Genomic DNA, 15,052 nt, shown 5'->3' with positions numbered 1-15,052 from the left:
CGGCAAACGCGCGGGTCGGCGCCGTGGCACACCCGGGGTCCGGCACGTGGCGGACCAGGTCATCTGCAGACGCTGGTCACCAGTAGGTCTTGCGACCGCCGACCGGGCGTCCCATGGCGCCGAGGACCCAGAGGACCGCGCCGATCGCGATCAGCGCGACGCCTATGGTCCACAGAATTCCGATGCCCGCGACGGCGCCGACGATGAGCAGTATCAGACCCAGAATGATCATTTCGTCCTCCGGTTGTCGTTCCCGAGGATACGGTTTTCCGCTGTGGCGCTCGCCAAACGGACGGCTTTTCCTTGAGTCCGTTCACAGCCGTGGCAGCGGTTCGCGGGGGCGCTTTCGTGGTTTCTCTGCGCGACGTGCCGTGCGCTCTGCGGGGTCCGGGCCGGGACGGGAAACGACGGACGGCCGCGGCCGGGAGCGGGCTGCGCTCCCTGGCCACGGCCGTCCCGTGGTCCGTTGCCGGATCAGGCGTCGAGCACGCCCGACTTGGCGATGGTGACCTTGGAGCGGAGGGCGCCCGCGCGGGAGCCCAGCTTCTCGATCTGCTTGACGAGGTCCATGCCCTCGACGACCTCGCCGAAGACGACGTGCTTGTTGTCCAGCCAGTCCGTCACGATGGTGGTGATGAAGAACTGCGAGCCGTTGGTGTTCGGGCCGGCGTTCGCCATGGAGAGCTGACCGGGCTTGGTGTGCTTGATCGTGAAGTTCTCGTCGGCGAACTTCTCGCCGTAGATGCTGCGGCCACCGGTGCCGTTGCCCTCGGTGAAGTCACCGCCCTGGAGCATGAAGTCCGGGATCACGCGGTGGAAGGACGAGCCCTCGTAGCCGTAGCCGTGCTGGCCGGTGGCGAGCTCGCGGAAGTTCCTCGCCGTCTTCGGGACGACGTCGTCGAACAGGGTGAAGACGATCCGGCCCGCGGGCTGGTCGTCGATGGTGATGTCGAAGAACACATTACTCATGTCTGCATCCTGGCATCTTCCGGCATCCCCGCGCACATCCGCCCCTGCGGTGGCGACGGCAGTGCAGGGGCGCCGCCCACGAGGCTGCCCGCCGACGGCGCGGCCGTGGAGATCACCGAGACGTCATACCGGGGTAACGACGGCGACGTACCGACGGCCTACGGTGCGGGAAACGGCCAGGCCGACGACGTCCGCAACCGACCCACCCCGCGGACAGGAGCGCGCCGATGCCCGTCGACAGTCCACCCGCGACCGAGCGGCTCCGGCGCCCGCCCCGCGCCGGGAAGGTGCCCCTGCGGCTCCGGCGCCCGCCCCGCGCCGGAAACGTGCCCGAGTGGCTCCGGCACCCGCTGCGCGCGCAGACCGGACCGGTGCCGTGGAGCGCGATGGCGCGGGGCGCGGCATCGGTGCTGCCGCTGCTGGCGGCCGTCCTCGCCGGAGCGCCCACCGCCGGGGTACCGGCGGCCGTCGCCGCGCTGTTCGCCGGCATCAACGACCGGCCCGGCAGCCGGCGCGGCGCGCCCGCCGCTCTCGGACTGCCGGCCGCGGCCGGTGCCTGCGGGCTGCTGGCCGGGACGCTCGTCGGCGCGGCCGTCCCGCAGGAACTCGCGACACCGGTGCTGCCGCTCTTCCTCGGGCTGCTCGGGCTCGTCGCGGGCGCCCTCAGCTCCACCGGGGCGACGGCCTCCGCCTGCGGCACGCAGCTCCTGATCGCCGCCGTCATCGGCGTGGGCATGGACCTGCCCGAACCGGTCTGGCTCTCCTGCCTCTCCTACCTCTCCGGTGCCGCCTGGCCCCTGCTGCTGCGCCGTCTCGTGCCGTCACCCCGGCGCGGACGGATCACCTACCGTCTGGACGGCGAGTGCGAGGCGCTGGCCGCGGTCTACGAACGCGTCGCCGCCCTGCTGGAGGCGGTGGGCAGCCCCGCGGCCGGCGCCCGGCGCGCCGCGCTGACCGCCGCGCTCGACCATGCCCAGGACGCGCTCGCCGGCACCCGCACCGGGCCGCGCGCCTCGCGGGCCGAGCGGGGACTGAGCGCCCGGTACGACGCCGCGGCCGCGCTGGCCGAGGCGGCCACCGCGCTCGCCTGGAAGGGCGAGCCCGTGCCGGAGCGTGCCGTGCACGGCACGCTCCGGCTGGCCGCCGCCGCGCGGACCGGCGCGCCGTGCGGCCCGCTCCCGGCGCCCCCGCGCACCGCTTCCGGCCTGCGTGCCCTCGACGACGCGCTGCTGCGCGCGGCCGAGGCGTTCGACGCCCCCGGCCGGGGGCCGGTCCGGGCCCGGACCGGCCGGCGGGCCCTTGCGGCCGGGCACCTGGACGCAGCGGACGCGGTGCGTCGCGGCACCGCCACGGCGGTGCCGGGCGGGGCGGCCGCGGCCCTGCGCCGCGCCGCGGGACCCGCCGGACGGGAGTACGGAGCGCGGGTCGGCCTGTGCTGCGCGGCCTCCGCCGCACTGGCCCTCGCCCTGGGGCAGGCGCACTGGTACTGGCTGCCCGCGACCGCCGTGTTCCTGGTCAAGCCGGACCTGGGGCCGCTGGTCTCCCGCGTCGTCTGCCGGGCGCTGGGCACCGTCCTCGGCGCCGTGCTCTGCGCCCTGCTCCTGCTGAGCGGTCCGGGACCTCAGGTGCTGACCGCGGCGGTCGCGGTCTGCGGCGCGCTGGTCCCGTACGCCACACGGCACTTCGCCGCGCAGACGGCCGTCGTCACGGTGCTCGTGCTGTGCCTCGTCGCCCTCGCCGGGGAACCGCCCGCCACGGGGGAGCGGGTCGTCCAGTCGCTGCTCGCCTGCGCGACGGTCCTCGTCGTGGGGCACCTGCCGCTGCCCGGCCGGCACGGGAACGCCGTGCGCCACCGCCTGGACGACGCGGCCTGCGCTGCCCGCCGCTACCTGGAGCACGTGCTCACCGAGCCGGGCGACCGGACCGGCCGCTGGGCCCTGCGCCGCCGGGCGTACCGCGCGGCCGCCGCCGCGCAGCAGGCGGCCGGGCTGTCGGCCGCCGAACTGCCGCCGATCGCGCGGCACAGCGAGGGTGCGTGGCAGGTCGCCACCGGGCTCGTGGGGCTCCTCGACGCGATCACCGCGACCGCCGTCGACGCGGACGACCGGGGCGCACCGGTGTGCCGGCGGGACGCGGAACGCCTCGGCGCCCGCCTTGCCGAACTCACCGGCCTGCTTCCGGAGTTCCGCGTGGGCGGCTGACGCCGACGCGCTGCACCCGCGCGCAATGCCCGCCGGTTCGCGGGCGGGCGGACACCCCCGCGCGCGCTGCCCCCGCCGCGCGCGCATCGCCCCGCCGCGCGGGGTCAGGGCGCCGCGGCGAGCGTCAGTTCGGTGACCGGTGGCGCGCCCTCGCGGGTCACGGTGATCCGGTGGAGCCCCGACCAGGGCAGTGTGACCGTGCCGGTCACCCCGTCGCCGTCCGGCCGCAGACCGGGTTCGAGCACCGGACGGCCCGTCGCGACATCGGTGATCGTGCAGCCGAGCCCCGCCAGCCCGTCCGTGCCCGTGATCCTCAGGAGCCACGGCTCGCCCGTGGTCACCGTGTCGGGGACCACGAGCCCGATCCCGTTGGACCCGCCCGCGGCCAGCCCGATGGCCCGCCCGGAGGGCGCTGCCCCGGTGCGGCCGCGTGCCGTCGTCTCGACGGTGCGCGGCAGCACGGCGCCCACGGACTCGGGGGCCACCGGGTCGCCGGGCTGCTCGGTCAGCACCGCGGCGACGTACCGCAGGGTCACCGGGTGGGTCGCCGTCGATCCGTGTCGTGCCGTCACATGGCAGAGCTCCGGCGCCGCCCCGCCGAGCGCGGCGGCGTCCCGGGAGACGAGGCCGTCGCCGCTGCGGTCCCAGCGGACCGCCGTGCCATCCGCCAGCCGCAGCAGGTCCCCGTTGGTCCGGGTGCGCAGCGCGCTGTGCAGCGCGACGGCCTCGCCGTCGGTGATGCGCAGGCCCTGCGGTGTCGGCTGCCCGATTCCGGCGACGCCGCGGTGGGCGGGGAGGCGGGTCGGCGCACCGCGCACGGCCCGCTGGAACTCCATGGCCGACGCGGCGAGTTCGCGGTCCGCGCCGACGTCCGCCAGATCCGCGGGCGTGAGCCGCTCCGGGGCGCCGCCGCGCTCCACGCACGGGAAGGCCGGCAGCATGTCGTACACGCCCGGCAGGTGCAGCAGCGCTCGCCTGAAGCGCCGTGCCGTGCCGTGGCGGGGCCGCCGGGCGCCGAGCACGGCCGCCACCGCGACGGACCCCTGGAAGGGGGTGCCGATGGACACGAGCGCCCGTGTCCCGTCCGCGAGCCCTGGTGTCCGGGCGAGCGCGGCGCGTGCGATCAGCCCGCCCATGCCGTGGGCGACGAACACCAGACGCGGCGGGCGCGACGTGCCGGAGCCGCCCGTTCCGGCGCGCTGGAGGCTCTGCCGCCAGGCGGCCAGATGGCGCTGCGCCGCCTCGGCGAGCAGTGCCGCGTTGCGTGCCGCGGGCAGCCGCCAGTCGTAGGCGAATTCCAGCACGGCGTCGGGGTGGACGACGCGGGACAGCACGGTCTCCAGCAGGGGTGTGTACGCCTCCGTGCCACCGAACCAGGGGGCCCAGGCGGGCTGCCGCAGCAGCCGTACGGCCCGCAGCCGTCCGGTGCCGTCGCGGTCCTCGTCGGTGACCCGCAGCGCGGGATGCTCCTGCCCGCGCCAGGCGGCCGGCTGGTCACCGGGGTCCTGCCCCCACACGAGCCGCTCCGACCGGGTGTCCAGCAGCTCGCTGCCCATGAAGCCCGGCACGACGACCACCGCGTCCCTGGTGAAGGCGGGCCGGCCGCCGGGTGCCGGCGGGCCGCTGCGGTCCGGCTGGTCGGCCTCGTGCCGGTACGCCTCCACCAGCGCGTCGCGCCACGCGTCCTGCCGGGCCGCGCCGCTCAGCAGATACTCCGACACCAGGTCGCCGCGGGCGACGGTGTTGACGGCCGGCAGCTGGTTCCGCAGCCGTACCAGCGGGGTGTCGGCGGCGTCCGGCGGCGGCACGGGGTCGGTCAGCCGGGTGAAGTCCTCGATGTCGTCGGTGCTGAGCCGGTCCTCCAGCACTCTGCCCGTGCCGCTGTCCAGGTCGACGCCGAGGAGCCGGGCGGCGAGCGGCACCAGGCGGGGCAGCGCGTCGCCGAGTTCGGCGGCGAGGTCCCGCACCAGGGTGGGGTGCCGTTCCAGGCTCCGCGTGTTCCATCCGCGGAGGCGGGCGAGCACGTCCTCGCGCAGCGCCAGCGCGTCGGGCACGTCCGCCGTGCCGGTCCGGCGGTACAGCCGCAGGCGCGCGGTGTCCACCCTGAGCAGGGCGGTGCCGTCCTGTCGTGTGCCCGCCGCCCTGCGGGCCTCCAGCAGCAGGTCGTGGGAGACGCCGTACCGGCCGGTGTCCTCCTCCAGCCGCGCGCCGAGGAGGGCGATCTCCACGAACGCCGCCGCGGATTCCTGCGACGCCCGGTCGAGGGCCGGTTCGACCAGCGGCCGTGCCTCGTCGACGAGCCCGAGCGCGGCCAGGGCGCGCAGCCGCAGCAGGGTGAGCGCCACGGTCGCGGTGTGCTCGCCCGTCCGTTCCGAGAGCAGGGCCAGCGCACGGTCGGGGTGTCCGGCGTCGAGCAGCCGGCCGGCCTCCGTCTCGACCTGCCGTGCCCATGTCACCCCGTCCGCCTGTGCCCTGAGCGCCGGCGCCACCGTGATCCCGAGCCGGTCGGAGAGGTACACCTGGGCACGGGGCGGCAGTTCGTCGAGCGCGGACTCCAGCAGGGGGGCGGCCGCGTCGAGCCAGCGCCCGTCGAGTGTGGTGGCGGACTGGTCCAGCGCCATCCGGTGGTAGAGCTCCTCCGCCCGGTGCTCCGCCGTGAGCAGCGGGTCCGTCTCCGGCAGCCGCCGGTAGTAGGAGACCGCCGCAAGGTCGATCCGGCGCATCAGCTGCGGATCGTCCCTGCGGAGCAGCAGCAGCATGGCGCGCCGCACGTCCGGCCGGTGCACCACGGCCTGCCGTCCCGGGACGTCCTCCACCAGCGACGCCTCGGAGCGCAGCATCCGGAACAGGTCGTGCGCCCGTACCGGATCGACCTCGCCCAGGCCGCACGGCCCGGCCAGCACCTCCCTGATGACGTCGGGCGTGACCCTGCGGACCGTCAGCCCCGGGGAGGCGATGCGGCGCAGGGCGGGATCGCCGAGATGGTCCAGGATGCGCTGGTAGAGAGCGCCCTGAAGCTGCTCCGGCTCCATGAGCAGGGAGAGGCGCCGGCGCGACGCGGGGTCGTCCAGCGCCCCCGGCCCCTCCTGGCGGATCACCTCCGCCACGAGTTTGAGACTCAGCGGATTGGTGCCGAAGCGGCGGATCACCCCCGCGAGGAAGTCCCCGCCGACGGCCTCCTCCCCGCCGGTGCGATGGCGCAGGAAGGCGAGGGCGAGTCCGTGGTCGAAGCCCCCCAGTTCGAACGACCCCGTGCCGTACGCGCTGCGCGACGCGTCGTCCAGCGGCGCCCGCCCGGCGAGCACCACGCGCAGCCGGGGGCACACCGACTGCAGGACGTCCAGGAACTCCGTCAGCCGGGACATCGCGCTGCCGCCCTGCCGCTGCGCCTGCTCCACGGTGTCGAGGACCAGCAGCACCGGGGCGCCGCCCACCTCCTCGGCGGCCGACGTGGCCAGCCGGGCGAAGAGCTCGGCGAGTCTGCGCTCGTCGAGGGCGTGGCCCCGGCGCCCGCCGGTGCGGGTGGACGCCGTCTCGGACGAGGACCTGTGGTCGGCGAGCAGGGTCCGGCGCACCGCGTCGCCCAGCTCCGCCGCCGCGGGCGCGAGCCCGGGGTGGCGTAACCCCAGCTGCCGCGCCGCCTCCGCGAGCAGCGTCAGCGGCTGCTGGGGCAGCAGGTCCGCGCGGTCGAACGAGAGGTAGGCGAACGGCAGCACGGGCGCGCCGGGCTCCCCCGCGTGATCGAGCACGAACCGGGCGATGAGCGTCGACTTCCCGACCCCGCCCGGCCCGTGGATCATCAGCCGCGGCCGCTCGGCCGGCGCCGGGCCGGGTGCGCCGCCGCGCCCCGGCAGCACGCCCACATGGGCGGCGAGCATGTCCAGTTCGGCCCGGCGCCCGACGAAGCGGTCCTCCACGAGGGCCCTCAACGGCGCCAGCAGTTCGGCGAGTTCGATGCGCTCCCGCACCTCCGCCGGCTCGGGCAGCTCCAGCGCCGACCGGGAGAGCGCCGACCGGGCGAGCGGGGCCGCGGCGAACCACTGGGTGACGGTCAGCGCCGCGTGCAGTTCGTCCACGCCGTACTTCGCCAGGTCCCTCGCCTGCCCCCGCAGCAGCCGCTCCGCCCAGGCACGCGCGGTGTCCGCCGGATCGCCGGGCACGCCCCGCACGGCGCGCAGCATGCGTTCCGGCGTCCGCAGCCGCTCCAGGGCGGCCGCCCGCACCTGCGGCGTCAGCCGCCACCGGCGGCCCTCGCGGGTGCTGACGGGATCGCAGTCGTACGCCAGCGTCTCCCGCAGCGCGGGGTCGCCGCCGTCGGACACGGACCGGTCCGCCGCGCCCGCGAGCAGCGCCTCCCCGGTGAACGCACCGAGCAGCGCCGCCGCCTCCCGGTACGCCCACCGGGCGGGCGCCACCTCCTCGGGCGCATCGGCACGGCCGCCGGCCGGGGCGGTGAGCAGCGCCCGGATCCGGTCGGCCGTCAGACGTCGTTCAGTCACAGGACCCTCCGCTCGCGGTGAGCAGCAGCCGAGCACGGGATGCCGCCGCACGGAACACCGGACTGAACGGCAGTGGTGCGTGCGGATCGCCGTCCTCCCCGAGTGCTTCCTCCACTACGGACGCCACAAGGAGCTCCACGGCTGCATCGGAGAGAGAATTGCCGGTTCCCTCGGCCACGCGGCCGAAGAAGACCCGCAGATCGCCCGTCTCCACGGGCCGCAGTCGCTCCGTCAGCACGGTGTCCGCCACCGAGAGCGGCAGCGGACGGTCGTAGGCGAGCAGCACCACCCGCAGGCCCCCTCCCGTCTCCCGGCGTTCCGCCGCGACGGCCAGCTGTTCGATCAGGTGCCGGGCGGGCTCGGTGAGGTTCGCCGAGTCGAGCGCGTCGAAGACGAACCAGCGGTCGCCCATGCCGCGGATCAGCCCCTTGAACTTGCTGAGCAGGGTGCGTGCCTGGGTCGCCTCGCTCTCCCGCGGGTCGACGCGGAAACGCTCCCAGCACAGCAGATCGGTGATCTCGCCCATCACGTCGGCCGGTCCGGCCGGCGGCCCCGCCCAGTGGGTGAAGTCGACCAGATAGGGCGCGTGGCCGCCCAGGGACTCCGCCACGTGCGAGACGAGGTGCCAGGTCCACGTCTTGCCCGACTGCGCGTCGCCCGTGACGACCAGCACCCGGCAGCCGTTGGGGTGGAGCAGGACGCGCAGATGGCCGCGGAGCTCCTCCCGGTCGATGAACGCCCGGGGCCGGCCGAAGCCGATCAGCGGCACCGCGCAGGGATCGTCGGTGCGCGCGGCCGCGGTCTGCGCGCTCTGCGCGAGAAGGCTCTTGAAGACCGGGTAGGCGCCGCTGTCCGCGTCGGCCGCGACGGCTTCGACGAGGGGCCGCAGCAGCCGGCGGGGAGCCGCCCAGCGCAGCACGTCGAACCACAGCTCGACCGCCGGCGCCCCCCAGGCGAACTCGCCGGGCGGCAGCCCCGCGGCGTCGGTCAGCCGCCGCACCCGGCCCGGCTCGTAGTAGAGGCCGGACAGCGTGTCGAGCAGCACCTGGCCGTCGGGGTCCCGGAGCGAGAAGGCCGTACGGTCGAGAAGGGGCACCATGCCGCTCACACCTGTCCGGCGCGGCGCAGGCCCTCGGTGACGCGTTCGATGCGAATGCCCTGGTTGCGGTACTCGGGCGGTTCGGTGAGCGGGCCGATCCGCACCCACCGGTGGTGCAGGGCCACCAGGCGCCACCGCTCGTCGAAGACCGGTGAGCCCGACGAGCCGTGGTCCGTGTCCGTCCAGTACTGGACCACGTCGTCGTCGGCGTGGCGCACGACGTTGTGGTGGGCCGCGAGCTTCTTCACCCCGCCCTGGGGGTGCTGCACGATGTAGACCCGGTCGCCCGGGGCGACGGTGGACGACGCGGGCAGCTCCACCACGGCCGTGCCGTCGGGGACGGGGGCGGCGACGCGGACCACGGCCCAGTCGTGCGCAGGGTCTCCCACCACCGTCTCCATGGCGCACGGCACCCGCACATGGGCGGCGGGGCGCCCCGCGAGGTCGTGCTCGTACCCGAACCACGCCTCGGCCCCGGCCGCCGGCAGCGCGTCGTCGGCGCCGTCGAACAGCACATGATGGTTGGTCAGCAGCAGGTCCTCCCCGACGCGGAAGGCGGTGCCGTGGTACTGCCGGCCGTCGGGGAAGGTGACGAGCAGCCGTGCCACCGCCGTCGACAGCTCCGTCCCGCGCCGCAGGAAGGACACGTCGAGGTACGAACCGGTGGAGAAGATCCGGCGCTCGGCCGCGTCCGGGTCGTGGAAGTGCCGCCAGGCGCCGGGCCGCGCCGGCGGCTCGGGCGCCTCCACCACCGGGTTCGCGCGCAGGAGTTCGCCGAGCCGTGCGGAGAGCGCCGCGTCGGGGCCCGCCGCGATCTGGTCGAGGAGGGCGCGCAGTCTGTCCTGATTGCGTGCCGTGCTGATCAGGTCGTGCCACACGGCGGCCATCGGCCGGCCCCAGCCGATCCACGCCGGCGGGATGCCGGCCTGCTGAGCCAGCGCGATCACCGGCTCCTCGCGGAAGTACACCGAGCTGAGCAGGTCCCGCAGTTCACGGGAGGCGGGCAGGCTCCAGTCGAAGGGCAGCCGGTCCAGGAAATGGCCGTCCCCGCTCCCCGCACCGCCGTCCGCCGACCGCTCCGGCGTGTCGTCCGGGCGCATCGCCCACCCCCCGAGGTCCCTCGTACGGCCGGTCGCCCCCGGCCCCCTGATCCGGATCATCCCAGCGGCACATGACCCGGCGTCTCGTTTCGGCCATCAGCGCCGCTGGGGCAGGAACGTCCAGTAGCCGCCGTCGCGGTGCTCGGCGGCCGTCAGCCCGAAGCGCCCCGACGGGGGAGTGCCGTGGTGGATCAGCGCGTGGACGTCGGACAGGACCGAAGTGTGGTCGCCGATGTACGAATGGCTCATCAGACCGGTGTCCAGGGCGGTCGCGTCCACCGTGTCCACCCCCTTGACCACGACGATGCCCTCGCCCGACTGCCCCGCCCGCGGATATCCGGCGATGCGCCGCGACAGCCCCAGCGCCCGGTCCCCGGACGACGCGTAGAGCGTGACGCGGCGTGCCTGGCGGGCCAGTGCGGGGGCGACCTGCCGGAACACGTCCGCGTCGACGTCGGGCGCGGCGAGCACCACGTTCCCCAGCCGCCCCGCGCCCGCCGGCAGCCCGGTGGTGTCGAAGCCGGCCAGGGCCTCGGTCAGCACCCGGTTGCCCATGCTGTGGGCGACGACGTGGACCTCGTCCGCCCCCGACGCGGTCAGCGTGTGCCGCAGGAACTCCTGGAAGTGCGGGACCGTCCACCGGGCGTTGTTGGCGTCCTCCTCGTAGCTGAGCACCCCGCCCCGGGACGGCCAGCTGTAGAGCACCGGCACGCCGGTGAAGCCGAGGTCGTAGGCGATCTGCGCGGTGCGCACCGCGGCGGCGCCGAATCCGACGTTGTAGCCGTGCACGAAGACCAGCGCCTGCCGGGAGCCGGAGCCCGCCAGCAGCGACCGCGCCTCCTCGCCGAAGCCGGCCGCGGTCAGGTCCGTCGTCCCGCCGAGCACGACGTCCCGCTCCGGCGCCGCGCGGAAGCGCAGCAGCCAGCGGCGGGGCTTCTCCACGGCCCCGATCCGGTGGTCGTCGGGGATCCCCACGAGCGCCTTGCCGTAGCCGAGTCCGCCCCGCCGCCCGCCGAAGCCGCCGTCGTCGCCGGCCGTGCCGTCACCGCCCGCCGCACGGTCGCGGGCGGTACGGTCACGGTCGGTCGCGTAGAGCACCGGGACGATCAGCGAGCGCAGGTACGGCAGCGACCCGGACGGCGCCGTGCCGGGACGCCGCTCCAGCCCGGTCGCCAGCGAGCGGTACACGCCGGTCAGCCGGTCGCCGAGCGGCGGGTGGCCGGCGAACAGCACCGCGAGCCGCTGCCGGGCGGCCTGCTCCCGCTCCTCGGCGGTCTCCGCGGCGGCAGGGTCCGGGCCGTCCGCCGCGGCCCGCGCGCCGAGCGCGGCGGCCTCGAGGGCCCGCAGCCCGATCAGGACCCCGGACGCGAACTCCTCCAGCTCCTGGCCGTGCAGCACCTCCGCAGCGGTGGGCCACACCTCGGCCACGGCAGTCGCCAGCGCGTCGGACTCGTCCAACTCTTCCCCCGTGCCTCGCCGTTGCCGGACGGGACCATGGTCCCCGCCCCCGGCGCATCCTAATCGGCGCACCCGTCCGCGGGCCGTCCACCGGCCGCGGACGCGGCGCGTCCTCCCCGGGCCCCGCTCAGTCGGCGACCCGGTCCCGGGGGCCCTGCGCCGGCGCGACTGCGCGCGCCGTCGGCGCGGGACGGGCGCACAGGGCCGCCGCGACGGCGAGGTACGGGAGGACCAGCAGGGCGAACACGGTGCCGTGGGAGGCGTGACCGGACAGCGCGGCGTAGGCGGCGTACACGGCGAGCGTGCCGGCGCCCGAGCCGAGGCCCGCCAGCGAGGTGACCGTGGCCCTGCTCGGTCCGGTGATCGCCGCCTGGAGCCGTGCGTCCACCAGGACGTCGGTCAGCTGGAACACCAGGAAGCCGGCGCCGACCAGCAGCAGCCCGGCCGGGTGCCCCGACAGCGCGCCCGCCGCGGTCGCCGCCGCCCCGCCGGCCAGCAGCACCCCGGTCGCCCGGCCGGACAGCCGTTCGCCGCGCCCGACCAGCAGCGCGCCCGCCGTCACCCCGGCCCACACCACGAGGACGAGCAGCGGTACCGCGGACGCGGCGGCGCCGGTCGCCGCCGCCAGCAGCGGCACGTACTCGTCCAGGGCGCCCCACAGGGAGGTGACGGCGACGCTCAGCAGCAGCGCCCGCCGCACCGGAGCGCTGCCGCGGGCTTCCGCGAGACCGGCGCGGAGCGTCCCGGCCGGGCCGGCGGGCCCGTCCTCACCGGCGTCGGGGGCGGCCTCGGGGTGCTGCCGGCGCTGCCGGTGCTCGGGCAGCGTGGCGCCCGCCACCGCGCACAGCACACACGTGATCACGCTCGCCGCGGCCACCGCGGCCGGTCCGCCGACCGCCAGCACGGGCGCGGCCGCCGCCGTGGCCGCGGCGGTGGCGGCCATGCTCCACGCCGCCGCGCGGCCCATCAGCCGCGCGTAACGGGACGCGGCGCCGAGCCGTTCGAGTTCGTCGTGGGCGAGTGCCTCGTAGGCGCCGGAGCGCAGGGAGCCGCCGAGACCCCAGAGCACGAATCCGGCGGCGAAGGCGCCGTACGAGGGCACCAGCGTCCACAGCGCGAACCCGGCGCCCGTCAGCACGGGGCCGGTCGCCAGCACGAGCCGCCGCGACACCAGGTCGGCCCAGACACCGGACGGCACCTCGGCGACCAGACCGGTGAGGGACCAGAGCGCGAAGAGGGACGAGATCTCGGCGGTGGTCAGACCGTGCTCGGCGAAGAGCAGGGCGTAGAGCGGGTAGAGGAGGACGAAGTCCTCGAGGCCCGCGTAGAGGCAGAGCCGGCGCTCCAGGCGCCGGACGGCTGCGTCGTTCGGGCACGACGACGGGGTGAGCATGCGGAAGGCCCTTCGGTGGGACGGACTGCGGACGCCGGGGTGCTCACCCCTGCGGCGGTCCGCGACAGCCCGTACCCGGACCCGCGGTGCTGGATCAATGTCGTCGGCGCATGCTCCCGAGTCTACGGCGCCCGGCCCGGCTCCCGCCGGGAGTTTCCCGGCCCGCCCCCGTCACCCGAACCCGCACCCGCCGGGCGGCTCCCGCCCGCCGCCCGCCCCGCCCGCCCGGCGGCCGCGCACGGACGGCGGACCGCCGCCCGCCCGCTCCACCTGGCCGCCTGACGCGGACGGACCAGTGCCGCCGACCCCGCAGGAGTGAGCCCGCCCGTCCGCGCCGACCACCGCCGCCCGCAGGGGGTACGCATGGGCCGGATCGTTTCCCGAGCGCGGAGGATGCTGCCCATGCCCGTCAGACAGGGAGCCGCACGGCTGCTGCTCCGCACCCTGTGCGCGGCACTCGTACTCACCGGCTGCGCAGGCGGCGGGAGCCCGTCCGACGACGCCCGCGCCCGGACCGGCACCGACGACTCCGGCCGGCACGCCGCCACACCCCGGCCGGCACCGCCGCCCCCCGGCATCCCGGGCCTCGGCACGGCGACCGCGGCCTCGCTCGGCGACGCCAACCGGCAGGCGCTCGTCGTCACCGGCGAGGGCCCCGACTCCAGCGTCTCCTCGGTCGTGCTCTGGGAACGCGACACCGCGGACGCCCCCTGGCGGGCCGTCCTCGGCCCGTGGCCCGCCCACAACGCGCTGCGCGGCTGGACCCGCGACCACGTGGCGGACGACCTGCGCTCGCCGATCGGCGTGTTCGGCCTCGGCGACGCGGGCGGGCGGCTGCCCGACCCCGGCACCCTGCTGCCCTACGACGAGGACCCCGCGTTCGCCGTGTCGGGCACCGGCTTCCTCGGGGAGCCCCTCGCCGGCTCCTTCGACTACGTCGTCGCGATCGACTGGAACCGGGTCACCGGCACCACCCCGCTCGACAAGGAGCGCCCGCTCGGAGAGGGCCGGGGCGGCGGCGTCTGGATCCACGTCGACCACCAGGGGCCCACCCGGGCCTGCGTCTCCCTCGCCGCGGAGCACATGCGCGAGCTGCTGCTCGCGCTCGACCCGGACAGTGTCCCCGTCGTCGTCATGGGCCCCGCCGCCGAACTGGGCAGGTGACCGAGGGCGCGCCAGGGCAGCCCGTACCGGGCGCCCGCGCGCCTCAGCCGAGTTCCAGACTGGTCACCCCGTAGAGCCCGCCACGGTCGATGTCCGGGGCGGGCCCGGTGTACATCCGCGCCGCCTCGAACGAGGGCGCAAGCCCCAGCTCGGTGACGAGCGCGGTGGCCGGTCCGTTCACGTCGGGCACGTCGACGGCCACGGGGCCCCCGCCCGCGGCCGCCGCCAGGGGCGCCAGCAGGCCCGCGGCCACCCCGGGGCCGTCCGCGTACAGCGGGCCGATCCGCGACGCCCCGCTGCACGGGCGCACCACGCCCAGACCGCACAGCTTCCCGTCGCGCAGGGCCGCGACCCCGGTGCGTCCGGGCAGCCCCGTCCAGGCCGCCAGATACGCGTCGCGCTCCTCGGGGAAGAACCGGCGGTCGTACGCGGCGAGCATCCCGAACGGCAGCTCCCGCGCGTCCACCAGCTCCACCCCCGGCGGCGGGACGGCCTCGCCCTGCGGCACGCCCTCGAAGCGGACGTTGTTCCAGACCCGGACGAAGCCCGACCTGCGGTAGTTGGCCTGCTGGTCGACGACCCCGTCGAGACCGACCAGCCGCCCGGACAGCCGCTCGGTCCCGGCCCGCCACAGCCGGATGCCGTACCCCTGCCCGCGGACGGCGGGACGGGTGATGTAGAAGCCGATGAAACCCGACGCCGCGCCGTGCCGCACCGCCGAGAGGCAGCCCACCGGCTCCCCGTCCAGGACACCGACGAGGAATCCGCGCGGGTCGGCGACGGTGAACGCCTGGAGGTCCGAGTCGCCGGGGTTCCACCCCTCCTCCTCGGCCCACGCGCGCATCAGCCCGATGTCCCGCGCGCTGGCGTTCCTGATCCCGAATTCCGGCACGGGCGCTCCTTCCGTTCCCGCGCCCGGTGCCCCCGCCGCACGGCCCGTCCGGTCTCGCGCTGCGTGCGTCACCGTGCGCTTTCCGTGATGACGACGCACTTCTAGCAGCCCGCGGCGCCCCCACCGATCAGGACCGGCCACGGGCGGCCGATCGGGAGACGCGGGCCGCCGCGGGGCGTGGTTGAGGGCCGTCCGGACCGGGAGCATGCTGGAATGACGCGGGGCCCGGGCCGGCTCCACGGGCCCGCGGCACGGCGAAGGGCGAGTGAAGGTCCCC

Annotated in this window: 10 protein-coding genes; 2 read left to right on the top strand and 8 right to left on the bottom strand. The window is 76.2% G+C overall.

Annotated elements, in window-relative coordinates:
* Nucleotides 1-76 precede the first annotated feature (76 nt).
* Both IAG43_RS01835 and IAG43_RS01830 read right to left on the bottom strand, forming a co-directional pair.
* Nucleotides 77-232, bottom strand: coding sequence for a hypothetical protein (locus IAG43_RS01835; RefSeq protein WP_187738990.1), 156 nt, complete (start codon nt 230-232; stop codon nt 77-79).
* Between the two features lie 242 nt (nt 233-474).
* Nucleotides 475-969, bottom strand: a complete 495-nt coding sequence (locus IAG43_RS01830; protein WP_187738989.1) for a peptidylprolyl isomerase — start codon at nt 967-969, stop codon at nt 475-477.
* A gap of 386 nt (nt 970-1,355) precedes the next feature.
* On the opposite strand from IAG43_RS01830, the gene IAG43_RS01825 reads away from it, so the two are divergent.
* Entirely contained in the window at nt 1,356-3,170 is a 1,815-nt protein-coding gene (locus tag IAG43_RS01825; protein ID WP_187744254.1) for an FUSC family protein, read from the top strand.
* 104 nt (nt 3,171-3,274) lie between these two features.
* Here IAG43_RS01825 and IAG43_RS01820 read toward each other — a convergent pair whose 3' ends face one another.
* From IAG43_RS01820 to IAG43_RS01800, 5 genes are all read right to left on the bottom strand, one after another.
* Nucleotides 3,275-7,669, bottom strand: a complete 4,395-nt coding sequence (locus IAG43_RS01820; protein ID WP_187738988.1) for an AAA family ATPase — start codon at nt 7,667-7,669, stop codon at nt 3,275-3,277.
* The gene (locus IAG43_RS01815) at nt 7,662-8,768 is read right to left on the bottom strand and encodes an effector-associated domain EAD1-containing protein (RefSeq protein ID WP_187738987.1); all 1,107 of its coding nucleotides are present in this window, start codon (nt 8,766-8,768) and stop codon (nt 7,662-7,664) included. The genes IAG43_RS01820 and IAG43_RS01815 overlap by 8 nt, the downstream gene beginning before the upstream one ends.
* Nucleotides 8,769-8,773: 5 nt before the next feature.
* A complete protein-coding gene (locus tag IAG43_RS01810) occupies nt 8,774-9,868 on the bottom strand; it encodes a trypsin-like peptidase domain-containing protein (RefSeq protein ID WP_187738986.1) in 1,095 nt (364 codons plus the stop codon).
* Nucleotides 9,869-9,964: 96 nt separating this feature from the next.
* Complete coding sequence (locus tag IAG43_RS34200) at nt 9,965-11,326, bottom strand: alpha/beta hydrolase (RefSeq protein ID WP_223005894.1); 1,362 nt, start codon at nt 11,324-11,326, stop codon at nt 9,965-9,967.
* A 127-nt stretch (nt 11,327-11,453) separates the two neighbouring features.
* Nucleotides 11,454-12,719: an MFS transporter gene (locus IAG43_RS01800; RefSeq protein WP_187738985.1), complete on the bottom strand. Its 1,266-nt coding sequence runs from the start codon at nt 12,717-12,719 to the stop codon at nt 11,454-11,456.
* A 402-nt stretch (nt 12,720-13,121) separates the two neighbouring features.
* Here IAG43_RS01800 and IAG43_RS01795 point away from each other — a divergent pair, with 402 nt between their 5' ends.
* Nucleotides 13,122-13,883 (top strand): hypothetical protein, encoded by a 762-nt coding sequence (locus IAG43_RS01795; protein ID WP_187738984.1) that lies wholly within the window; start codon nt 13,122-13,124, stop codon nt 13,881-13,883.
* 43 nt (nt 13,884-13,926) lie between these two features.
* On the opposite strand, the gene IAG43_RS01790 is transcribed toward IAG43_RS01795, so the two are convergent.
* Nucleotides 13,927-14,775 carry a GNAT family N-acetyltransferase gene (locus IAG43_RS01790; protein ID WP_425508560.1) on the bottom strand — a complete coding sequence of 283 codons (849 nt, stop codon included), beginning with the start codon at nt 14,773-14,775 and terminating at the stop codon, nt 13,927-13,929.
* Between the last annotated feature and the right edge of the window lie 277 nt (nt 14,776-15,052).

It is taken from the genome of Streptomyces genisteinicus (genome assembly GCF_014489615.1).
Lineage (GTDB): Bacteria > Actinomycetota > Actinomycetes > Streptomycetales > Streptomycetaceae > Streptomyces > Streptomyces genisteinicus.
The sequence above is the reverse complement of the archived record's forward strand: the minus strand, read 5'-3'. Positions and strand labels throughout refer to the sequence as shown.

What these genes read in the sequence shown, in the direction of transcription:
- IAG43_RS01795 (WP_187738984.1), top strand. Translation starts at nt 13,122, where the DNA reads ATGCCCGTCAGACAGGGAGCCGCACGGCTGCTGCTCCGCACCCTGTGC.
- IAG43_RS01810 (WP_187738986.1), bottom strand. Translation starts at nt 9,868, where the DNA reads ATGCGCCCGGACGACACGCCGGAGCGGTCGGCGGACGGCGGTGCGGGG.
- IAG43_RS01815 (WP_187738987.1), bottom strand. Translation starts at nt 8,768, where the DNA reads ATGGTGCCCCTTCTCGACCGTACGGCCTTCTCGCTCCGGGACCCCGAC.
- IAG43_RS01830 (WP_187738989.1), bottom strand. Translation starts at nt 969, where the DNA reads ATGAGTAATGTGTTCTTCGACATCACCATCGACGACCAGCCCGCGGGC.
- IAG43_RS01800 (WP_187738985.1), bottom strand. Translation starts at nt 12,719, where the DNA reads ATGCTCACCCCGTCGTCGTGCCCGAACGACGCAGCCGTCCGGCGCCTG.
- IAG43_RS01835 (WP_187738990.1), bottom strand. Translation starts at nt 232, where the DNA reads ATGATCATTCTGGGTCTGATACTGCTCATCGTCGGCGCCGTCGCGGGC.
- IAG43_RS01825 (WP_187744254.1), top strand. Translation starts at nt 1,356, where the DNA reads ATGGCGCGGGGCGCGGCATCGGTGCTGCCGCTGCTGGCGGCCGTCCTC.